This is a genomic window from Sphingopyxis sp. DBS4 (genome assembly GCF_024628865.1).
Lineage (GTDB): Bacteria > Pseudomonadota > Alphaproteobacteria > Sphingomonadales > Sphingomonadaceae > Sphingopyxis.
In genome coordinates, this window is record NZ_CP102384.1 from 884500 (window position 1) to 905608 (window position 21109).

General features: G+C 64.9%; 17 protein-coding genes. 4 read left to right on the top strand and 13 right to left on the bottom strand.

Annotated features, from left to right (window positions below; genetic code table 11):
* Positions 1-14 precede the first annotated feature (14 nt).
* The 3 genes from NP825_RS04020 to NP825_RS04030 are packed head-to-tail and all read left to right on the top strand — an operon-like array spanning position 15 to position 2777.
* On the top strand, positions 15-1367 hold the full coding sequence (locus tag NP825_RS04020) for a hypothetical protein (RefSeq protein WP_257548642.1): 1353 nt from the start codon (positions 15-17) through the stop codon (positions 1365-1367).
* Entirely contained in the window at positions 1364-2221 is an 858-nt protein-coding gene (locus tag NP825_RS04025) for an SUN domain-containing protein (RefSeq protein WP_257548644.1), read from the top strand. The genes NP825_RS04020 and NP825_RS04025 overlap by 4 nt, the downstream gene beginning before the upstream one ends.
* A 43-nt stretch (positions 2222-2264) precedes the next feature.
* Entirely contained in the window at positions 2265-2777 is a 513-nt protein-coding gene (locus NP825_RS04030; protein ID WP_257548647.1) for a hypothetical protein, read from the top strand.
* A gap of 510 nt (positions 2778-3287) precedes the next feature.
* Here the strand turns inward: NP825_RS04030 and NP825_RS04035 are convergent.
* From NP825_RS04035 to guaA, 3 genes are all read right to left on the bottom strand, one after another.
* Positions 3288-4478, bottom strand: coding sequence for an IS91 family transposase (locus NP825_RS04035; RefSeq protein WP_257546699.1), 1191 nt, complete (start codon positions 4476-4478; stop codon positions 3288-3290).
* A 5-nt stretch (positions 4479-4483) separates the two neighbouring features.
* Positions 4484-5392 carry a site-specific integrase gene (locus NP825_RS04040; RefSeq protein WP_257546696.1) on the bottom strand — a complete coding sequence of 303 codons (909 nt, stop codon included), beginning with the start codon at positions 5390-5392 and terminating at the stop codon, positions 4484-4486.
* 439 nt (positions 5393-5831) lie between these two features.
* Positions 5832-7418: a glutamine-hydrolyzing GMP synthase gene (guaA, locus tag NP825_RS04045; protein ID WP_257548649.1), complete on the bottom strand. Its 1587-nt coding sequence runs from the start codon at positions 7416-7418 to the stop codon at positions 5832-5834.
* A 214-nt stretch (positions 7419-7632) separates the two neighbouring features.
* On the opposite strand from guaA, the gene NP825_RS04050 reads away from it, so the two are divergent.
* Positions 7633-10014 carry a TonB-dependent siderophore receptor gene (locus NP825_RS04050; protein ID WP_257548651.1) on the top strand — a complete coding sequence of 794 codons (2382 nt, stop codon included), beginning with the start codon at positions 7633-7635 and terminating at the stop codon, positions 10012-10014.
* On the opposite strand, the gene NP825_RS04055 is transcribed toward NP825_RS04050, so the two are convergent.
* The 10 genes from NP825_RS04055 to NP825_RS04095 all read right to left on the bottom strand — a co-directional run bounded on the left by NP825_RS04055 (position 10011) and on the right by NP825_RS04095 (position 21109).
* Positions 10011-11060, bottom strand: coding sequence for a glycosyltransferase family 1 protein (locus NP825_RS04055; RefSeq protein WP_257548653.1), 1050 nt, complete (start codon positions 11058-11060; stop codon positions 10011-10013). The genes NP825_RS04050 and NP825_RS04055 overlap by 4 nt on opposite strands.
* Positions 11057-11929 (bottom strand): UDP-2,3-diacylglucosamine diphosphatase, encoded by an 873-nt coding sequence (locus NP825_RS04060; protein ID WP_257548656.1) that lies wholly within the window; start codon positions 11927-11929, stop codon positions 11057-11059. Before NP825_RS04060 ends, NP825_RS04055 begins: the two co-directional genes overlap by 4 nt.
* A 165-nt stretch (positions 11930-12094) precedes the next feature.
* A complete protein-coding gene (locus NP825_RS04065) occupies positions 12095-13534 on the bottom strand; it encodes an aldehyde dehydrogenase family protein (RefSeq protein ID WP_257548658.1) in 1440 nt (479 codons plus the stop codon).
* A gap of 77 nt (positions 13535-13611) precedes the next feature.
* Positions 13612-13905 (bottom strand): GIY-YIG nuclease family protein, encoded by a 294-nt coding sequence (locus tag NP825_RS04070; protein ID WP_257548660.1) that lies wholly within the window; start codon positions 13903-13905, stop codon positions 13612-13614.
* 60 nt (positions 13906-13965) lie between these two features.
* Complete coding sequence (locus tag NP825_RS04075) at positions 13966-15612, bottom strand: acetolactate synthase large subunit (RefSeq protein ID WP_257548662.1); 1647 nt, start codon at positions 15610-15612, stop codon at positions 13966-13968.
* Positions 15613-15989: 377 nt separating this feature from the next.
* Positions 15990-16385 (bottom strand): GFA family protein, encoded by a 396-nt coding sequence (locus NP825_RS23620; RefSeq protein ID WP_374046524.1) that lies wholly within the window; start codon positions 16383-16385, stop codon positions 15990-15992.
* 43 nt (positions 16386-16428) lie between these two features.
* Positions 16429-18252, bottom strand: coding sequence for a cobaltochelatase subunit CobT (gene cobT, locus NP825_RS04080; protein WP_257548664.1), 1824 nt, complete (start codon positions 18250-18252; stop codon positions 16429-16431).
* Positions 18253-18302: 50 nt separating this feature from the next.
* Positions 18303-19490, bottom strand: a complete 1188-nt coding sequence (locus NP825_RS04085; protein ID WP_257551284.1) for an alpha/beta hydrolase — start codon at positions 19488-19490, stop codon at positions 18303-18305.
* Between the two features lie 98 nt (positions 19491-19588).
* Positions 19589-20578, bottom strand: a complete 990-nt coding sequence (gene cobS, locus NP825_RS04090; protein ID WP_257548666.1) for a cobaltochelatase subunit CobS — start codon at positions 20576-20578, stop codon at positions 19589-19591.
* Between the two features lie 93 nt (positions 20579-20671).
* A complete protein-coding gene (locus tag NP825_RS04095; RefSeq protein ID WP_257548668.1) occupies positions 20672-21109 on the bottom strand; it encodes a nuclear transport factor 2 family protein in 438 nt (145 codons plus the stop codon).

The window sequence follows — 21109 nt, forward strand, 5'->3', positions numbered from 1 at the left end:
GAAGGAGACAGGCAATGCGAAACCGGACCTGGATGGCGGGGGCCCTGATCCCGCCGCTGCTGTTCATCACCGCTCCGGCATCGGCGCAGCTCGATGCCGAACCGGGAGTCGCCCGTGGCAATGTGCAAAAGGTTTCGCCGGTCGCGCAGCGTATTGGGGCGATCGACAATCGCGATGCGGAAGACGCTGCCGGCCTCGATCGCGGACCGGCGATCAGCAATCGCCTCGGCGGCAACAGCGGTTCGAATTCGGGTGGCCGTCGATCGGCGAACAGCGATCGCGGGAGTACGGCCGTTGGCTCCGCCAACCGGGGCAGAAACAGCGCCGGCGGCGGAGGAGGGTATAATTCGGGCCGGGAACTGGGCGGCAACGGCGGAGGTTTCAATTCGAGCGACGGTCATGGCCTTAATTCGAGCGGTGGCCTCAACAGCGACGGCGCGGGTGCCGGCGGTTTCAATTCGGGGCGCGATGCCGGGCTCAATTCGTCCGCAGCCGATGCGGACGTTGGTGGCCTCAACTCGGACACCGGCGGCCTGAACAGCGACCGTGGCGGCAGGAATTCCGACGGCGGCAGCGATCTCAATTCCTCCAGCGACACGTTCTACGGCGAGGGTGGTGGCCGGAATTCGGACGGAGGGCTGAACTCGGGCTCGGGCGGGTTGAACAGCGATCGCGGCGGCAGAAATTCCGGCACGGGCGGTTTCAATTCGAGCGGGAACGGACGAAATTCGGATTCGGGTGGACGCAATTCGGATGGCGAAGGTTACAACTCGGCCACGGGCGGGTTGAATTCGAGTGGGAGCGCGGGGTCGGATACGACTGGCGGCGGGCTGAACAGTCGCCAAAGCGGGCGAAATTCGGACACCGAGCGGCGGGGACGCGGCAACGACAACGGCGGATGGAACAGCGGCGGCTCCGGAGATGGCGCAAACCGGAACGAGGAGCGGCGCAATTCGGAGGACCGGGGCAACGCGAACGACCAGGGCGGCTCTAACGACAATGATCGCGGGACCGGCGATGGCGGCGGCAATGACAACGGCGAAGGCGACCGTGGCGGCGCCAACAGCAATTCGAACGGCAGCCCCGACCGACCCGAGGAAGATTATGGCAGTTCGGGCAACGCCGTCAACGGCGCCCTGACCCGCCGCCGCGTGCAGGATATCGCCGGGCGCGGTCTCGGGCGCGATGTAACTGGCGAAAAACGCGATGCCGAGCGTCAGGACAACAGCGATGCCGGGACCGTGCTGGGCGGTTTGCGCAATGTCCTGACCGGCGATCAGGCGATCAGCGCACCGGGCACGGCCGGGGCATCGCCCATCCTTCGCCGGATCGTCAAGGAAGCGCAGGAAAGGAAGAAAAGCCAATGACCATGATGTCGAAAGCCGCGCTGGGTCTGGCGCTGATGGTGTCCGCTGTCGCGATCGGGGCAACGCCTGGCGACGCGCAAAATGCCCAGAAAGATATCTTTTCCTATGCCGCCGGCGCGCGGCTGACAACGGTTCCGCCCGACTCCGACATGTCGCAAATGGCATGGAGTCCGCTCAATCTGATCGACGATACACCGGCGACCGATTGGCTGGGCGAAGGCGGCGAGGCTGTGTTCGTGCTCGAACTGGCCGAAACGACGCGGCTCGGCCGGATCGCTTTCGATACCGCGGGGCTCAACCGCGATCGCAAGGCGCCCAAGAACTTCACGATCGAAGTGTCCGAAACCTCATCGAAGGCCGGGTTCCGGCCGGTGTTGAGCGGCACCCTGCAGATGGCGCGCAACAACCAGAGCTTTGCCTTCAAACCCGAGGAGCGGCCGGTCGCGCGCTGGGTCCGCCTGATCATCCACGACAATTATGGCGATGAATATCAGGGGTTCACGGGGTTTCGCGGTTACGGCGAACAACTGACCCGCGACGCCACGCTTACGAACCTCACCGGCAATTACGACGGCGCCAGCGGTTGGGGATGGATTCATCTGGTCCAGTCCGGCGATCGCGTCAGCGGCTGTTACCAATATCAGAACGGCAGTTTCGATGGCGTCATCGACGGGCGCGTGATGCGTCTGACGATGCGCGACGAAGGCGCCGAACCGCAGACGGGGCTGTTCCAGTTCTCGCCCGACGGACGAAAGCTGGTCGGGATTGTCCGGACGGCGGGTCCGGCGAACCGCGACGGCTTTTACGCATATTACAGCGCTGAAAAGACCGGCAATCGTGCCGGCGGGTGCTGAAGGAGGGTCTATGAACAAGAAAATGATGCTTGCGTTGGCTCCGGTGCTCGCGCTCGCCGCATGCGGCGGCTCCCAACCGGACAGCAAGGATGCCAAGAGCGCCGCCGCCCAGGCGTCCGGCTGGGATGCGACGGACGCCTGTAAATTGCTCGACAAGGCAGCGGTTGGCGCGGCGCTCGGCGATACGGTTACCGAAACGAGCCTGGCTTTTGTCCATCAGCCGACCGCGGTCGAAGCCGCGACGTCGGAATGCACCTATCGGTTGAAGGGCGGTGGCACGGCGACGCTCATGGCCCGTCGCTCGCCGATTGCGGACAACACTCCCGAGGCGATCGCGCAGACGCGCAAGGCCACGGAGGCGACGATGCGGGCGTTCAGCGACAAGGCGATCGAGGATGTCCCGAACCTTGGCAAGGCGGCCTTTTTCGTGCCGGGCATAAACCAGATGAACGTCTTCCTCGACGACCAGAGATTTGTGGTCCTTACCGTGGGCTCGGCTTCAAAGGGGCGCGCGAGGGATGTGGCTGCCGACTTGGTGAAGAATATTTCCGATTAGGGGCTGTGGGGATTCAGAGGGGCTATCTGGTGTGAACCAGGCCCGGCCCGATTAGTGGTAGCTTGCTGATCGACGCGTTATCATCATCACCGATGCTCACCTGCTGCCGAAGTCACATGTTGACCGTGCAACCCGTTAGTAGTTGTTCGAATGGAGGCCATTTGGGCGGCAGCTTTTTACGATTTAGGGGCGAAAGCAGACCGGCTGCACGCGTTGAGAGTTTCGGACGCCGCCAGGCGTCGGAAAGTCTTCGATGCCCGAACCGCGGTGGTCATGGTGTGAGCTATGGGGAAAGCTGTTTTGCGGAGATCGTGGGGTAGCTAGGTGCTGCCGAAAAGCGGACGTGCGCGATAGCGGACCGTCTGCATATGGGTCGCAAAAGCGGACGCCGAAAAGCGGGCGGACCGATTTTGGTGGTGCGACGTCTGCTTTTGGGCAGCCCCGTCGCGAGCGGGTCCGCTTCCAGGCGCGGGTCTGCCCTGGACGAGGAAGGCGACGGGCCGTGCCGGGTCACGGCGCCGGTGTCCCGGGTGCGAGGGATGGCGGTGGCGGCGCGCGGGACTGGTAGCGGCGCTCGAAGACCTCAATGATGATCATGGTACCGCCGCAGCACGGGCAGGTCGGTCGGGGCTCTGCATCGTCGGCGGGCTCGTCGGTCGGTGGGGGTGCGACATCGAGCAGGCGGCGGGCGCGTTCGAGATGATCCTTGCGGTGTGCGCTGGCGAGGAGGCCATAGTGGCGGATGCGGTGGAACCCGCGCGGCAGGGCGTGGAGGAGGAAGCGGCGGATGAACTCGTCGGCGCCGAGCGTCATGACCTGCTGCCGTCCAGCGCCGGCCTTGCGGTAATCCTTGTAGCGGAAGGTGACGCCTTCCTCATCGAACCGGAGGAGCCGACTGTTCGATATGGCGACCCGGTGGGTGTAGCGCGCGAGATAAGCGAGCACGGCCTCGGGACCAGCGAACGGCGGCTTGGCATATACGACCCAGCGCTTCTTCCTGACGGGAGAGAGGTGCCGCAGGAAAGCACGTCGTTCGCCAAGATGAGTGAGGCTGCCAAAGAAGGCGAGCTTGCCGGCATCGTGCAGCGCGCGAAGGCGGGTTAGGAACAAGCGTCGGAACAGGGCACCAAGGACGCGGACCGGGAGCAGGAAGGCTGGGCGTGCGGATATCCAGCGCGTTCCATCGCGGGAGATGCCGCCGCCGGGCACGATCATGTGGATGTGCGGATGATGGGTGAGCGCCGAGCCCCAGGTGTGGAGGACGGCGGTGATGCCGATCCGGGCACCGAGGTGCTTCGGGTCGGCGGCGATGGTCAGCATCGTATCGGCCGCGGCCTTGAACAGCAGGTCATAGAGGGGCGCCTTATTGTGGAAGGCGATCGCGGCAACCTCGGCAGGCAGGGTGAACACGACGTGGAAATAGCCGACTGGGAGCAGATCGGCCTCGCGCGCCTCGAGCCAACTGCGCGCCGCAGCGCCCTGGCACCTGGGGCAGTGCCGGTTGCGGCAGCTGTTATAGGCGATCCGCCAGTGCCCGCAGTCGGTGCAGGCCTCGACATGCCCGCCGAGCGCGGCGGTGCGGCAATGTTCGATCGCCGACATGATCTTGAGCTGGTGCAGGCTCAGATGCCCGGCATGGGCGGCGCGGTAGGTTGGCCCGGCAGCGCGGAAGATGTCGGCGACCTCGAGTGAGGCGCGCATCGACCTCAGCCGTCGGGCGCTTCCTCGCTGGGCGATGCGAGCGCGAGCCTGTCGAGCGGGCTGACGATCGAGCGAACGGTCCTCGTCGCAACCTGGGTGTAGAAGGCGGTGGTGTTTAGCTTGGCATGGCCGAGCAGCGCCTGGATGACGCGGATATCGACACCGTCCTCGAGCAAGTGGGTGGCGAAGCTGTGGCGCAGCGTATGCGGTCCGACGCGCTTGTCGATGTCTGCTGCTTCAGCGGCTTCGACGACGACACGGTAGAGCTGGCGGGTGCTGATCGGCGCCGCTGTGCTCTGTCCGGGAAAGAGCCAGCCGTCGGGGACGAGGATGCCCTGTTGCCGCCCGGCGCGCCACCAGTCGCGCAGTAGCAGGAGCAGCCCTTCGGGCAGCATGGCATTGCGGTATCGCCCGCCTTTACCGTGCTCGATCCGGAGCAGCATCCGCTTGCTGTCGATATCGCTGACCTTGAGCGCCGACACCTCGGCGACGCGCAAGCCCGCGCCGTAAGCGACCGACAGCGCCGCCTGGTGCTTCAAGGAGCGCGTGGCATCGAGCAGGCGCTTCACCTCGGCCATGGTGAGGACGACCGGGATCTTGCGTACCTGCCTGGTGCGGACCAGCTTGCGCGCGAGGTCGGGGCGGTCGAGCGTGTGCGTGAAGAAGAACCTCAGCGCGCCGACGATGCTGTTCATGGTCGGCGCCGGGACGCCGGCTTGTTGCTGCTCGATCTGGAACTGCCGGATATCCTCGGCGCTTGCGGTGTGCGGCGAGCGCCCGAGCCAGGTCGCGAACCTCCCAACGTCGCGCAGATAGTTACGCTGCGTCTCCTTCGAGAAGCGGCGCATGGTCATATCGTCGATCAGGCGCTGGCGCAGCGGGCTGATCGGGCCAATCTGGATAAGTTCATTCATCGTTCGACTCCTCAGGTGAAGGAGCCGAAAGGGTCTGCCTGCGGCAGCCCACGTTCAATCAGGCGATGCGCTCGAAGGGCTGCTTTACATCGAGGCTAGCGCCAATCCGCGCAGCGGTTCGTGCACCGGCCAATAGCCGTCAATATCGAGTGTGCCATTGGAGATTCTTCTGGCCACAATCTCAGGAATCGATAATTTTATCAGACTTTTAGGGTCAAAAAAACACCGTCAGCGGAGCCGCCCGCGCGCGATCTGGCATTTTGATGGAAAATTGGGCCCAAAACACCGTCAAATTCCATCGCTATAAATCTGGCATTCGATACGACGCGTATAAAATTCAATGAGTTATCGCTCGTTGATGATACAGAACATATGATACGCAGTTTGGCATATAACATTTTATAAAGAAATGATAATTTCCTGAAAACAGGCCATTTCCTCATTCCCACTCGATCGTCCCCGGCGGCTTCGACGTATAGTCGTAGACCACACGGTTGATTCCCTGAACCTCGTTGATGATGCGCGTCGCGCAGCGGCTGAGGAAGCTGGCGTCGAAGGGGTAGATGTCGGCAGTCATGCCGTCGGTCGAGGTCACGGCGCGAAGCGCGCAGACATGGTCATAGGTGCGCCCGTCGCCCATTACACCGACGGTCTTGACGGGAAGCAACACGGCGAAGGCCTGCCAGATCGCGTCATAGAGCCCGGCGTTGCGGATTTCCTCGAGATAGACGGCGTCGGCCTTGCGGAGGATGTCGCAGCGTTCCTTGCTGACTTCGCCGGGGATGCGGATCGCGAGGCCGGGGCCGGGGAAGGGGTGGCGACCGACAAAGATGTCGGGAAGGCCGAGCTCCTTGCCGAGCAGGCGCACTTCGTCCTTGAACAGTTCGCGCAGCGGCTCAACGAGTTTCATGTTCATCCGCTCGGGAAGGCCGCCGACATTGTGGTGGCTCTTGATCGTCACGCTCGGCCCGCCGGTGAAGGAGACGCTTTCGATCACGTCGGGATAGAGCGTGCCTTGCGCGAGGAAATCGGCGCCGCCGATCTTCTTTGCTTCCTCTTCAAAGACGTTGATGAATTCGCCGCCGATGAACTTGCGCTTCTTCTCGGGATCGGTGACGCCCTTGAGGCCCGCCATGAAGCGTTCCTCGGCGTCCACGACCACCAGCGGGATGTTGTAATGGTCGCGGAACAGGCGCTCGACCTGCTCGCGCTCGTTCATGCGTAGCAGGCCATGATCGACGAAGACGCAGGTCAGCTGTTCGCCGATCGCTTCGTGGATCAGTACCGCGGCGACCGCGCTGTCGACGCCGCCCGACAGACCGCAGAGCACGCGCTGGTCGCCGACCTGGGCGCGGATTTCGGCGATCTTGGTGGCGCGGAATTCGGCCATCGTCCAGTCGCCCGAACAGCCGCACACGTGGCGGACGAAATTGGCGATCAGCCGGGCGCCGTCGGGGGTATGGACGACCTCGGGGTGGAACTGGGTGCCGTAATAGCGACGCTCGTCGTCGGCGATCAGCGCGAAGGGGGCGCCGTCGCTGATCGCGACGATGCGGAAGCCGGGCGCGAATTCGGTGACGCGGTCGCCATGGCTCATCCACACCTGATGCCGTTCGCCGACCTCCCACAGCCCGTCGAAGAGCACGCAGGGTTCGGTCACGGTCAGGAAGGCGCGGCCGAACTCGCCGTCGCGCTCGCCGTCCGCGCCGCCGGGCTCGACCTGTCCGCCGAGCTGCTGGCTCATCACCTGCTGGCCATAGCATATGCCGAGAACGGGAAGGCCGCTGTCGAACACCGATTGCGGCGCGCGCGGGCTGCCGGTCGCGGGGACCGAGGCGGGCGAGCCCGACAGGATCACGCCCTTGGGCCGCATCCGTTCGAGCGCGGCTTCGGCAGCGCTGAACGGGACGATCTCGCTGTAGACCCCCGCCTCGCGGACGCGGCGGGCGATGAGCTGGGTCACCTGGCTGCCGAAATCGACGATCAGGATGGATTCGGGCGAAGCGGAAGAGTCTGGAGTCGGCATGGCTGGCCGATAAGGAAGGCGGGCCATGCTGTCCAGCGGTCGATATCCGCCGTTAGTGGAATGGCGATGGTCCCGACACATTGTTGCGACAATTGCGACATAGCTGAACCGCGAACAAAGAGTGGCGTCAGCGAGCGTTAAGTCCCGCCATGCAAAGTAAAAACCAAGATAAAAAGAACAAGGCTCTCTCCTTATGACTAATCATCGCCTCTCCATGTCTACCCGCGCCGTCCTGCTGGCGGCCGGAGCGTCGCTGGCGCTGCCGGCGATGGCGGAGGCTCCTATCGGCTCTGCCGCCGTCGCGGCGGTAGCCGAACAGCCCGCCGATCCCGCCGTTGCCCCGTCTCAGGACGACGAGGACGATTATGATGATTATGTCGGGGACGAGATCATCGTCACCGCGCCGCGACTGGCGGGACAGCTCGACACCGACATCAAGGCCGAGGCCGAACTCGATGAAGCGGCGATCGCCAGCTATGGCGTGTCGAACGTCTCCGAACTGCTCGACGCGCTGGCGCCGCAGACGCGGTCGGGGCGCGGGCGCGGCAGCGGGCGCCCGATCATCCTCGTCAACGGCCGGCGCATCGGCGGCTTCGGCGAAGTCCGCAACCTGCCGCCCGAGGCGATCGCGAAGGTCGAGATTTTCCCCGAAGAGGTCGCGCTCCAATATGGCTATGCCGCGACCGACCGCGTCGTGAACCTCGTGCTCAAGCCCAATTTCCGGCAGCTCTCGGTGGAGGCCGAAGGCGGTATTCCGACCCAGGGCGGCCGTTTTCAGAGCGAGATCGAGCCGAGTTTCGTTGCGATCGGCAAGAATGGCCGCGTCAACCTCAATGGCGGATGGGAGCATGATACGATGCTCCTCGAACGCGAGCGCGGTTTCGGCGATACCGGGCGCAGCCTGCTTCCCGAATCGGACACCTATTCGATCGACGGGACGATCCAGCGCAGCCTGAACAAAGTGACCGATGCCTCGCTCAACCTGCGCCTTGACCAGACTGACAGCCTGTCGCTGCTCGGCCCCGGCGCGGGCGGGACGAGCGACCCGCTCGAACGCGACAGCCGCAGCCGCAACCTGACCTCGACCGCCAGCGTCAACGGGATGCTCGGCGACTGGCGCTGGTCGCTGTCGGGCAATTATGCCGATGCCGATCAGCGCACCTTCACCGACCGGATCGGCGGCGGGCGCGACCGGTTCGACAGCAGCCAGCAGACTTTCGGCGGCAGCGCCAATCTGTCGGGGACCGTCACCGAGGGCTGGGCGGGCCCGATCCGTCTGTCGATGACCGGCAGCTATTCGGGAATCCGTTACGACAGCCAGTCGGACCGCTCGGGCATAGTGACGACGAGCGATCTTGCCCGCGATCTGCCGGGCGTGTTCGGTTCGCTGACCATTCCGTTGCTCGACCCCGATTATCATGTCGGCAAGGTCGGCCGCGTGTCGCTGACCCTCAGCGGCGAGGTCCAGAACCCGAGCGATTTCGGATCGCTGAAAAGCTGGGGCGCCAACCTCAATTGGGGGATCACAAAAAATCTGTCGATGATTGCCAGCTTCAATCGTGACGAGGCCGCGCCCGGCATCCAGCAACTCGGCGCCGCACCGCTCGTGACGCCCGCGGTGACCTATTACGACTTCCAGACCGGACAGACGGTGCTGATCACGACGACCACCGGCGGCAATCCCTTCCTGCTCGCCGAACAGCATCGCGACTTCAAGCTGGGGCTCAACTGGTCGCCGCCGATGATCGACGGGCTCAACCTCTCGATCAATTACAACAGCAACAAAAGCTATGACACCGCGAACAGCTTTCCGCTGCTGACGCCGGAGATCGAAGCGGCTTTCCCCGACCGCGTGATGCGCGCCAATGACGGCACGCTGATCGCGATCGACCAGCGTCCGGTCAATTTCGACCGGGCGGAGAATTCGCAGATCCGCTGGGGTTTCAATTTCGGCAAGAGCTTTGCCCAGCCGAAGCAGGGCGAGGCGCGCGGCGGCGAGGGCGGCCCCCGACCCGATGGTGCGCGCGGCGATGGCGGGCCGCGGGGCTCGGGCGGCTCCGGCCGTGGTGGCTTCCGTGGTGGTCGCGGCGGTCCGGGCGGCCTGCTCGGCGGGCCGCAGGGCGGCCGCTGGCAGGTGTCGCTCTATCACACGATCAAGCTCACCGACACGGTGCTCATCCGGCCCGGCGTGCCTGAACTCGACCTGCTCCACGGATCGGCGACGGGCAATGGCGGCGGCAGCAACCGCAACCTCGTTGAGCTCGACGGCGGGGTCTTCTACAAGGGGATGGGCGCGCGCGTCAGCGCCAAATACGACAGCGGCAGCACCGTCACCGGCGGTAGCGCGGGCGACCTGAAGTTCGGCGACCTTGCGACCTTCAACCTTCGCGTCTTCATGGATTTCAACCAGCAGCCGAAGATGACGAAGGCGCTGCCGTTCCTCAAAAATTCGCGCCTGCGCCTGTCGGTCGACAATCTGTTCGATGCGCAGCGCAAGATCACCGACGCCAACGGCATCGTGCCGATCAACTATCAGCCCGGTTACACCGACCCGCTTGGCCGCTATATCGAGCTCGAGTGGCGCAAGTCCTTCTAGGCGGGATAGGGCGTGCCCGACGGGGCGATCGCCGCGGGTTCGGTGGGCACGAAGGTCAGCGCCTGGACGAATTGCGCCGTGCAGGCGGCCCAACTGTAGCGCGCGCCGAGGGCGACTGCGTTGATGCGGTCGCAGGCCAGCGCGGCGGCGATTGCGGCGTTCAGATCCTCGTCGAGCGCCCCCGCGCCGCCCTGCACGATGTCGCCGGGGCCGGGCACCGGATAGGCGGCGACCGGGGTTCCGCACGACAAGGCCTCGATGACGACGAGGCCGAACGTGTCGGTGCGGCTGGGAAAGACGAAGACGTCGGCCCCGGCATAGGCACGCGCCAGCGCTTCCCCGCCGAGCTTGCCGAGGAAAAGCGCGTCGGGATGACGCGCCTTGAGCGCATCGAGCGCCGGGCCGTCGCCGACGATCACTTTCGAGCCCGGCTGCGCCGTGTTCAGGAAGGCCTCGATATTCTTCTCGACCGCGACGCGGCCGACATAGAGCTGGATCGGGCGGGGCAGTTCCGCGAATGCCGGATGCGGCGTGCGCTCGGGGTGGAACAGCGCCTGATCGACGCCGCGCTCCCACGGCATCGTTTGGGTCAGTCCCTGATCCGCGAGCTCGCGGGCGAGGCTGCGCGTCGCGACCATGATATGGCGCGCCGGGCGGTGGAACCAGCGGATGAAGCGCCAGACGAAGGCGGGCGAAACCGGCAGCCGCGCCGCCACATATTCGGGAAAGCGCGTGTGATAGGCGGTGGTGAAAGGAAAACCTGTCTTCAGGCACCATCGCCGCGCGGCGAGACCGAGCGGACCCTCGGTCGAGATATGGATCGCCTGCGGGGCGAAGCCCCTGATCATCCGCCCGACCTTTCGCCAGCCGGCGAAGGCGAGGCGGATTTCGCCATAGCTCGGGCAGGGGATCGAGCGGAACAGGTCGGGTGAGATCACCGCGACCTCGTGCCCCGCCTTGCGGAGTTCGCCGATCGTCGCCTGCAAGGTGCGGACGACGCCGTTGACCTGCGGCTCCCAGGCGTCGGTGACGATCAGGATTTTCATGCGGCCGCCGGTAGCGCGAGCTGGGCCGGCACGGCGCGCGCCGCGACTTCCTCGGCCCAATGAAGGATTTCCATGCGTCCGTCATGATGCTCGACCAGCGCGGTGCAACCCTCGACCCAGTCGCCGTCGTTATAATAGAGCGCGCCGTCGATCTCGCGCATCTCGGCGCTGTGGATATGGCCGCACACCACGCCGTCGACCCCGCGCGAGCGGGCGGCGTGAGCGACGACTTCCTCATAGCGGCCGATGAACTGGACGGCGTTCTTGACCTTGTGCTTGGCGACCATCGACAGCGACCAATAGGGAAGGCCCAATTTGCCGCGGATGGCGTTGACCACCACATTCGCCTTCATCAGCGCGGTGTAGGCGGCGTCGCCGACGAAGGCGAGCCAGCGGTGCGCGAGCATCACTGCGTCGAATTCGTCGCCATGGACGACGAGCAGGCTCTTGCCGTCGGCGGTCTGGTGGATCGCCTCGCGGCGGATTTCGACCCCGCCGAAATCGAAGCCGTCGAACGGCTTCACCATCTCGTCATGGTTGCCGGGGACATAGACGACGCGGGTGCCGCGCTTGGCACGCTTGAGGACGCGCCAGACGACGTCATTATGCTCGGGCGGCCAGAAATGCCGCTTCTTGAGCCGCCAGCCGTCGATGATGTCGCCGACGAGATACAGCGTCTCGCAATCGACATGGTCGAAGAAGTCGATCAGCATCGCGGCGTTGCAGCCGCGCGTGCCGAGGTGGATGTCGCTGACCCACACCGCGCGATAGCTGCGCCGCTCGCCGATCACGCGCTCGGGGATATGCGGCTCGGTGGTGAAGGGGTCGGCAAAGCGGGCGGGGATCGGCAGGGTCGAAATCGTTGCCATGTCACGCACTCCGGGAGCCTCGGCCGAAGGCAGCCTTGGCTGCCCACGGCCTAGACAGGAGTTTTGTTACAGCGTGCGGGGTGGAGCGATGACGGTTCGAAGAAAGTTCGAAGGCGGTTCGGTGACGATAGGCTCCCCTCCCGCTTGCGGGAGGGGAGAGGGGGATCAGGCCCGCCGGATCACCAGATTCCGGATTTCGCTCATATCCTCCATCGCGAAGCGGATGCCTTCGCGGCCGAGGCCCGAATCCTTCACCCCGCCATAGGGCATGTTGTCGACGCGGTAGCTCGAGACGTCGTTGACGACGACGCCGCCGACGTCGAGATGGTCCCACGCCTCCAGCACCTGATGCAGATCGCGCGTGAAGAGGCCGGCCTGGAGGCCGAACTTGCTGTCGTTGACCTCCGCGAGCGCCGCGTCCCAATCGGTGAATTTCGAGAGGATGGCGAGCGGGCCGAACGCCTCCTCGCGGTAGGCGCTGGCGCGGCGGTCGACGTCTTCGAGCAAGGTCGCCTCCAGCATCGCGCCCTCGCGTTTGCCGCCGACGAGCAGCTTCGCGCCGTTCGCGACCGCTTCCTGAATCCAGCCATCGAGCCGCGCGGCTTCCTTTTCGGAGATCATCGGGCCGATGAAGGTGCTGCGGTCCTTGGGATCGCCCGCGACCAGCGTCTTGGTTTTTTCGACCAGCATGTCGCGGAATTGATCGTAGATGTCGGCATGGATGATGATCCGCTGGACGCCGATGCACGACTGCCCCGACTGGTAGAAAGCGCCGAAGATGATGCGTGCGAGTGCATGGTCGAGGTCGGCGTCCTTGTCGACGATCACCGCGGCGTTGCCGCCGAGTTCGAGAACGATCTTCTTTTTGCCCGCCTTGGCCTTGAGGTCCCAGCCGACGCCGGGTGAGCCGGTGAAGCTCAGCAGTTTCAGCCGCTCGTCGGTGGTGAACAGGTCGGCGCCGTCGCGGCTCGCGGGCAGGATGCTGAACGCGCCTTCGGGCAGGATGTCGCATTCGGCGAGCACCTCGCCCATGATGATCGCGCCGAGCGGGGTCATCGACGCGGGCTTCATCACGAAGGGGCAGCCGATCGCGATCGCGGGGGCGATCTTGTGCGCGGCGAGATTGAGCGGGAAGTTGAACGGCGAGATGAAGCTGCACGGCCCGATCGGCACGCGCTTCCACATCCCCATATAGCCCTTGGCGCGCGCCGAAATGTCGAGCGGCTGGACCTCGCCATAGTTGCGCACCGCTTCCTCGGCGGCGATGCGGAAGGTGTCGATCAGGCGGCCGACCTCGCCCTCGGCGTCGGCGATCGGCTTTCCCGCCTCGACGCAGAGCGCATAGGCGAGTTCGTCGAAGCGCTCCTGAAAGCGGCCGACGCAGTGGGTCAGCACGTCGCGCCGCTCATAGCTCGCGAGCTTCGCCATCGGCTCGGCGGCGCGCACCGCTCCGGCGATCGCTTCGTCGATCACGTCGGGGGTGGCGAGCGCGGTGCGGAACGCGACCTCGCCGGTATATTTGTCGGTGACGACAAGGTCGGTGTTCGGCTGCACCGCCTTGTTGTTGAGGTAGAGCGGATAGACGTCTTTCAACTTCACAATCATTCTCCAAGGCTGTCGGCACCCGCGTCGCCGCCCCTTAGCGTCATCCCCGCGAAAGCGGGGACCCAGGGGCGGCAAGCTCAGTCGTTGATCCGATCAAACAGATCGAGCCATTGCGGATTACCGTGCTCGATCAATTCCAGCTTCCACGCTCTGCGCCATTTCTTGATCGCCTTTTCCCGCGCGATAGCCTCGTTCACGTCGGAGAAGGCCTCCGCGTGTACCAGACGATCAACACCATATTTCGCAGCGAATTTCGAGCCTTCGCCGTTTCGATGTTGCCCCATCCGCCGGGCCAAGTCCCCGGTCACGCCGGTGTAAAGCGTGCCGTTGCGTCCGCTAGCGAGGACATAGACGTGATAGGTCTGGCTCATCCGACTCCTGGGTCCCCGCTTTCGCGGGGATGACAAGAAAGCTGGCGGCTCCGAAGGCGTTTAAAGTTCCTTCGACAGCTTCTTGATGTCGACGTTCAAAATCTGGTCGTTCTCCGAATAGTCCACCGGGCAATCGATCAGGTGGACGCCCGGCGTGCTCAGCGTATGCGCCAGCAATTCCTTTAGGTGGGCGGCGCTTTCGACGCGGTGGCCCTTGGCGCCGTAGCTCTCGGCATATTTGACGAAATCGGGGTTGCCGTATGTCAGCCCCCAATCCTGAAAGCCCATGTTCGCCTGTTTCCAGCGGATCATGCCATAGCTCGAATCGTTGAGGATCAGCACGGTGATGTTGAGGCCGAGGCGCACTGCGGTCTCCATCTCCTGGCTGTTCATCATGAAACCGCCGTCGCCGCAGATCGCCATCACCTTGCGATCGGGATAGACCATCGCCGACATCATCGCCGACGGCAGCCCCGCGCCCATCGTCGCGAGCGCATTGTCGAGCAGCACGGTGTTCGGGCGATAGGCGGTATAGCCGCGCGCGAACCAGATCTTATAGACGCCGTTGTCGAGGCAGATGATCCCGTCGTCGGGCATCGCATCGCGGACCTGCTGCACCAGATGCGGCGGGAAGATCGGGAAGCGCGCGTCGGCGGCGAGCGGCGCGGTATGGTCGACCTCGGCCTGGCGATAGGCGAGCATATGATCGAACGCCCAGCCGCCGTTGGGGACGATATCCTCCTTCATCTGCCAGATGGCGTTGGCGATGTCGCCGATCACCTCGATGTCGGGGAAATAGACGGGATCGACCTCGGCGGTCTTGGTCGAGACGTGGATGACGGTCGGCCCGCCCGCCTTCATGAAGAAGGGCGGTTTTTCAATGACGTCGTGGCCGATGTTGACGATGCAGTCCGACGCCTCGACCGCGCGGTGGACGAAGTCGCCCGCCGACAGCGCGGCGCAGCCGAGGAATTTCGGATGCCGCTCGTCGATCACGCCCTTGCCGAGCTGGGTGGTCAGGAAGGGGATGCCGGTCTTTTCGATGAATTGCAGCAGCATCCGGCTGGTCATCGTGCGGTTCGCGCCCGCGCCGATCACCAGCACCGGCGATTTCGCGTTCTCGAGCGCCTTCACCGCCTCGCGGATCGATTTGACGTCGGCGGTCGGCCGGCGCGAATGGCTGCGCTTCAGCGGCAGGCTTTCGGTATGCTCGTCGGCGATATCCTCGGGCAGTTCGATATGCACCGCACCGGGCTTTTCCTCCTCGGCGAGGCGAAAGGCCTCGCGCACGCGGCTCGGGATATTGTCGGACGAAGCCATCTGGTGGGTATATTTGGTGATCGGACCCATCATCGCGACAACGTCGAGAATCTGGAAGCGGCCCTGCTTCGATTTCTTGATCGGTTTCTGCCCGGTGATCATCATCATCGGCATCCCACCGAGCTGCGCGTAAGCCGCTGCAGTGACGAAGTTCGTCGCGCCGGGACCAAGCGTCGCGAGGCAGACGCCGGTCTTGCCGGTGTGGCGGCCATAGGTCGCGGCCATGAAGCCCGCGCCCTGTTCGTGGCGGGTCAGGATCAGCTTGATCTTTTTCGAGCGCGACAGGCTGTCGAGAAAATCGAGATTCTCCTCGCCGGGAACGCCGAAGATATATTCGACGCCCTCTTCCTCGAGGCATTCGATGAACAGGTCGGATGCTTTTTTCATGCTCTAGTCGCCCCCTCAGCCCATGCACCGTGCCGGTGCGGCTTTTCAGTCCGTGCCGGCGACCAGCGGCGCAATATCGGCGCGGCGGTTCCCGTCGTTGGTCGCGAGTCCCTGCTGTGCCGGGAAGGATTTGTAACGAGGGGGGAGGGGGTTGTCACGCGGGGCTTGGTGAGGGCGTAAACCATTCCTCTGAACCTCGTCATTGCGAGCGCAGTCATCTTATTCCTCTCCCGCAAGCGGGAGGGGCAGCGAGACTTGCGAGCTTGCTCGCTAGTCGCAGCGGGGACGGCTTCGTTACCGCTGCATCGGATAAGATTCGCGCAGAGGCCGCAGAGAAAAGGGGATTCACACGACAGCGCGGAAAAAGCGGGCGATCGTTAGGCGAGGCCTTCCGGAACCATGGGCAGGTCGTCGTCTGCCAGCCAAGGAACATCGTGCGATGTCCAGATATGAATCACGGGCCGAAGCACGGGGTCGGCATCGAGAGTGGCGACGCGCAGTATATATTCGTCTTGCCCGGTACGCATAGCAACGAGGTGTGACCCGCACCGGCCGCAGAAATACCTCACCTTGCCCGGTGAAGATTCATAGCCTTTCACAATCTCGTCGCCGATCAGCCAACGAAAATTCTCGCGACGGACCCGAGCGGTCGGGGCCGCTGCCGCTGCGTGGGCCTTTCTGCATGTGTGGCAGTGACAAAATCCGATGGGGCTCGACAGTTCATCGATTTCATATCGGACCGCACGGCACAGGCAACTTCCTTGGAGCGACATTGCTTGAACCCTTCATGCCCAGAGGAAGGCAAATAATCGCGCCTCAATCGATATCGAACAGCCCCGCCAGCTGCTCGACCATCGTTCCGCCCAATTGTTCGGCGTCCATGATCGTCACCGCGCGGCTGTAATAGCGGGTCACGTCGTGGCCGATGCCGATCGCGCAAAGCTCGACCGGCGAGCGGTTCTCGATCCATTCGATCACCTGGCGGAGATGCTGGTCGAGATAGGCGCCGTGATTGACCGACAGCGTGCTGTCGTCGACCGGGGCGCCGTCGCTGATCACCATCAGGATGCGGCGCTCCTCGGGCCGGTTGATGATGCGGTGGTGGGCCCACATCAAGGCTTCGCCGTCGATATTTTCCTTGAGCAGTCCCTCGCGCATCATCAGGCCGAGCGACTTGCGCGCGCGGCGATAGGGTTCGTCGGCGGGCTTGTAGATGATGTGGCGGAGATCGTTGAGGCGGCCGGGGTGTGGCGGGCGCCCGGCGGCGAGCCAGTCCTCGCGGCTCTGCCCGCCCTTCCAGGTGCGGGTGGTGAAGCCGAGGATTTCGGTCTTCACCCCGCAGCGTTCGAGCGTGCGCGCGAGGATGTCGGCGCTGATCGCGGCGATGCTGATCGGCCGCCCGCGCATCGATCCACTATTGTCGAGCAGCAAGGTGACGACGGTGTCGCGGAAATCGGTGTCGCGTTCAATCTTGTAGGACAGCGACTGGCCGGGCGAGACGACGACGCGGGCGAGGCGGGCGGCGTCGAGCTGGCCTTCCTCCTGATCGAAATCCCACGCGCGGTTCTGCTGCGCCATCAGGCGGCGCTGGAGGCGGTTGGCGAGCTTGGTCACCGCGCCCTGCAGATGCGTCATCTGCTGGTCGAGATAGGCGCGCAGCCGCGTCAGCTCGTCGGCGTCGCAAAGCTCGGTCGCGGCGACGATCTCGTCGTGCTTTTCGGTGAAGCGGATGTAATTGAAATCGGGGACGTCGGTCGGCAGGCGGTTGGGACGGACGGGGAGCATCCCCTCGTCGCCTTCGCCGCCCATCTCGGGCTCGCCGTCGGCCTCCATCTCCTGCGCGTCGGGGTCGGATTCGCCGTCGTCGGCCTGGTCGCCCGCCATTTCGGCGCGCGCGTCGACCTGGCTTTCGCCGGCGCCGCCGTCCTCGCTTTCCTGTTCCTCCTGGCTGTCCTCGGCCTCGGACTCATCCTCTTCGCCGCTGTCTTCTGAGCCTTGCTCGACCGGCTCGTCGCCCTGAATGAGGTCGAGGTGGCGGAGCGCGAGTTTCGCGGTTTCGGCGAAGGCGGCCTGATCGTCGATAAGCATTGCAAGCGCGGTCAGGTCGCCGCCCGCATCCTTGGTGATCCATTCGCGCACCAGCGACAGGCCGGTCTCGGTCCCCTGCGGCGCCTGCTCGCCGGTCAGCGCCTCGCGCAGCATCAGTTCGAGCGCGCTCGATATCGGCACGTCGTCCTTGGTCTGCGCACGGGCGATCGGGTCCGACCGCATCCGCATCGCGAGGCTGGCCGACAGGTTGGCGCGCATCCCCACCATGTTGCGCGCGCCGAGCGCCTCGACCCGCGCGCGTTCCATCGCATCGAACGCCGCGGCGGCGAGCGGTTCGGCGGGGCGCGCCGCGTTGTGCAGCTTGTCGCTGTGATGCTTCATGCGCAGCGCATAGCTGTCGGCGAAGCCGCGTGCCTCGGCGACCTGATCGCGCGGCAGCGTGCGCGACGGGGTCGGCACCTTGATCGCCTTGCCGATCTGCGCGGGGGCGTCGGCGGTGAAGCCGACCTCGACCTCCGCATCGCGGGTGACCGCGCGCGCGACGCTCGACAGCGCGGTTTTCAGATCGTCGAGGGGAGATTGGGAGGCCATGACGAGTCGGCTCTAACCAGCTTTTGGGACGGAAGGAAGGGGCGCCACGCTCAATCCTCCTCGTCGCCCGCGGTGCGATGGCAGATCGCATTGTCGTCGGGCTTGGGGTCGGCCGGATCGGGGATCAGGCGGAAGATATAGGCCCAAGGCGTCGCGACGCGCTCGGGCCGCGCGGGCTTGCCGGCGATCACGTCGACGAAGTCGCGGCAGGCGACCGCGCTGCGCAGGAAATTGCTATGCCCGGTCGATCCGCGCGAGACGTCGGTCGTGTCGATCACGGTCACGCCCGGCACTGCGCGCACATAGCAGCGCTCGGGCAGGCCCTTGGCGCGAAGGTCGGCAGCCTCGAACGGATCGAAGCAATAGGGCGAACCGAGCCGCGGATAGCCGTGCAGCGCGCGCGAGGCGGCGAGCGCCTTGTCGCGCAGCGAGACATAGATCGTCATATGCCGCCCGCGCTCGACGCGCTCGGGCGCCAGCACGTCGCCCGCGATGTCGCGCTCGAAGGTCTCGCGGTCGATGTCGGGCGAGGCGAGGATGATGTTGGAGATGTTCGTCGCGCGTCCGGCGCGGCGCGACAGCCGATCGGCGGTCGCGATCGCGGGGATCACCAGCCGCGCGCCGAGCGAGTGCGACACGACGACGATCTCCTTGACCCAAGGCCGATCGGCGAGGGTGCGCAGAAAATCTCCGAAATAGCGCACGTCATGATACATATTGGTTTCGTCGACCGCATATTTCAGTACTTCGCCCTGCGACGGCCAGCTATATTCGATTACCGGCCCGTCGAAGCCGGTCATGCGCGCGATCTGCGCAGCATCCTTCGAGGTCGTCTCGAACGTCTCGCGATAGCCGTGGACATAGAGGAGCACGCGGCCCTGCTTGCGGTCGGTCTCGGCCTGCAGCGCCTGCCACCAGTCGCCCTCGTCCTGGAACGCCATCGGCGTGCGGAATTTTTTCTTGCCGCCGATGGTGCTCTCGCCCGGTGCGGCGAAGCGGCCGTAGCGTATCGTGTCGCCGCGATGGTTGGTGAGCGTGACCGCCTCGGTGCGGCAATCGGGCAGCCGGCTGGTGACGAAGAAGAGCGGCAGCGCCGCTGCATCGACCGGCACTCCCGCCGCCGTGGTGCAGCGCGGGTCGGCGACATAGGCGGCGTGGCGGACATCGCCGTAATCGACGGGCGAGATGCAGCCCGTCAGCAGAAGGGCAGGAAGGGTCGAGGCTATCCAGCGTTGCATTGTCACGCGACGTCACCCCCTCCGCTGCGACTAGGCGGCAAGCTGCCAAGTCTCGCCGCCTCCCCCATCGAGGGGGAGGGGGTGGGGTGGCATTCGCATCACTTGCCGATCACGCCCTCGGGCAGATCCTCGCCGAACACGCGCTGATAATATTCGGCGACGATCATCCGTTCGGCTTCGTCGCACTTGTTGAGGAACGACAGGCGGAAGGCGAAGCCGATATTGTGGAAGATCGCGGCGTTCTGCGCCCAGCTGATCACCGTGCGTGGGCTCATCACGGTCGAGATGTCGCCGTTGATGAAGCCCTGGCGTGTCAGGTCGGCGACCTTCACCATATTGGCGACGGTCGCGTCGTCGGTGCCGGGAACCTTGGCGAGGATGATCGCGCTTTCGGTCGCGGCGGGCAGATAGTTCAGCGTGACAACGATGTTCCAGCGGTCCATCTGGCCCTGGTTGATCTGCTGCGTGCCGTGATAGAGCCCGCTCGTGTCGCCGAGCCCGACGGTGTTCGCGGTCGAGAAGAGGCGGAAATGCGGGTTCGGGCGGATGACCCGGTTCTGGTCGAGCAGGGTCAGCTTGCCCTCCGCCTCCAGCACGCGCTGAATCACGAACATCACGTCGGGGCGCCCCGCGTCATATTCGTCGAAGACGAGCGCGGTCGGGGTCTGCAGCGCCCAGGGGAGCAGGCCCTCGCGGAACTCGGTAACCTGCTGGCCGTCGCGCAGCACGATCGCGTCGCGACCGACGAGATCGATGCGGCTGATATGCGCGTCGAGGTTGACGCGGATGCACGGCCATTTGAGGCGGGCGGCGACCTGCTCGATGTGGGTCGACTTGCCGGTGCCGTGATAGCCCTGCACCATGACGCGGCGGTTGAACTTGAACCCGGCGAGGATCGCGAGCGTCGTGTCGCCGTCGAAGACATAGGCGGGGTCGAGGTCGGGGACTCGCTCGTCGGCCTCGCTGAACGCCGGCACCTTCATGTCGATATCGACGCCGAACACCTCGCGCGCGTCGACCTCGATATCCGGGGCCGCAAGAAGCGTCGAACCGTGATGGTCGGGGAGGCTGTTCGGGATGTCGGTCATGTTTCTTGTCCAGCGATAGATCAGGGAGAGTCGCCGCGCTGCGGCGCTTCGCCGTCGCGGTATCGCCATGGGTTGCGGCTTGCAACGGCTTATTCAGAAGATCTCGAGCGCCTTCATCACCGCCGACTGGTCGTAATAGGGGCGTTCGCAGACGATCTTGTCGCTGCCGGGCGCGAATTCGAAGCTTGCCGCCATGCGGACGCGAAAGGCCTTGCCGGTCGGCTCGATCGTGCGGAGGCCGAGCCGCAGCGGGCCGAGATGGGTGCCGGTCAGCCAGAATTCGACGAGAACCGTGTCGGTCGCCGCGTCGGCGGCGATCGCGATCACCTCGTTCGCCTGATCGGGAAAAGGCTCGCGCGAGGCGGCGAAATAGGAGCGCACGGCCGCTTCGCCGTCGAAGATGGTGCCGGGACCGAGCAGTTCGTAGCGCGGATGCTCGAAGGTCGCGAGGACGCCGTCCCAATCGTGCGTGATCTCCAGCGCCATGTGGCGGCGGACGGTTTCGATACGCCTTTCGTCGAGGTCGCTCAT

What these genes read in the sequence shown, in the direction of transcription:
- NP825_RS04020 (WP_257548642.1), top strand. Translation starts at nt 15, where the DNA reads ATGCGAAACCGGACCTGGATGGCGGGGGCCCTGATCCCGCCGCTGCTG.
- NP825_RS04025 (WP_257548644.1), top strand. Translation starts at nt 1,364, where the DNA reads ATGACCATGATGTCGAAAGCCGCGCTGGGTCTGGCGCTGATGGTGTCC.
- NP825_RS04035 (WP_257546699.1), bottom strand. Translation starts at nt 4,478, where the DNA reads ATGCGCGCCTCACTCGAGGTCGCCGACATCTTCCGCGCTGCCGGGCCA.
- NP825_RS04040 (WP_257546696.1), bottom strand. Translation starts at nt 5,392, where the DNA reads ATGAATGAACTTATCCAGATTGGCCCGATCAGCCCGCTGCGCCAGCGC.
- guaA (WP_257548649.1), bottom strand. Translation starts at nt 7,418, where the DNA reads ATGCCGACTCCAGACTCTTCCGCTTCGCCCGAATCCATCCTGATCGTC.
- NP825_RS04050 (WP_257548651.1), top strand. Translation starts at nt 7,633, where the DNA reads ATGTCTACCCGCGCCGTCCTGCTGGCGGCCGGAGCGTCGCTGGCGCTG.
- NP825_RS04055 (WP_257548653.1), bottom strand. Translation starts at nt 11,060, where the DNA reads ATGAAAATCCTGATCGTCACCGACGCCTGGGAGCCGCAGGTCAACGGC.
- NP825_RS04060 (WP_257548656.1), bottom strand. Translation starts at nt 11,929, where the DNA reads ATGGCAACGATTTCGACCCTGCCGATCCCCGCCCGCTTTGCCGACCCC.
- NP825_RS04065 (WP_257548658.1), bottom strand. Translation starts at nt 13,534, where the DNA reads ATGATTGTGAAGTTGAAAGACGTCTATCCGCTCTACCTCAACAACAAG.
- NP825_RS04070 (WP_257548660.1), bottom strand. Translation starts at nt 13,905, where the DNA reads ATGAGCCAGACCTATCACGTCTATGTCCTCGCTAGCGGACGCAACGGC.
- NP825_RS04075 (WP_257548662.1), bottom strand. Translation starts at nt 15,612, where the DNA reads ATGAAAAAAGCATCCGACCTGTTCATCGAATGCCTCGAGGAAGAGGGC.
- NP825_RS23620 (WP_374046524.1), bottom strand. Translation starts at nt 16,385, where the DNA reads ATGTCGCTCCAAGGAAGTTGCCTGTGCCGTGCGGTCCGATATGAAATC.
- cobT (WP_257548664.1), bottom strand. Translation starts at nt 18,252, where the DNA reads ATGGCCTCCCAATCTCCCCTCGACGATCTGAAAACCGCGCTGTCGAGC.
- NP825_RS04085 (WP_257551284.1), bottom strand. Translation starts at nt 19,490, where the DNA reads ATGCAACGCTGGATAGCCTCGACCCTTCCTGCCCTTCTGCTGACGGGC.
- cobS (WP_257548666.1), bottom strand. Translation starts at nt 20,578, where the DNA reads ATGACCGACATCCCGAACAGCCTCCCCGACCATCACGGTTCGACGCTT.
- NP825_RS04095 (WP_257548668.1), bottom strand. Translation starts at nt 21,109, where the DNA reads ATGAGCGACCTCGACGAAAGGCGTATCGAAACCGTCCGCCGCCACATG.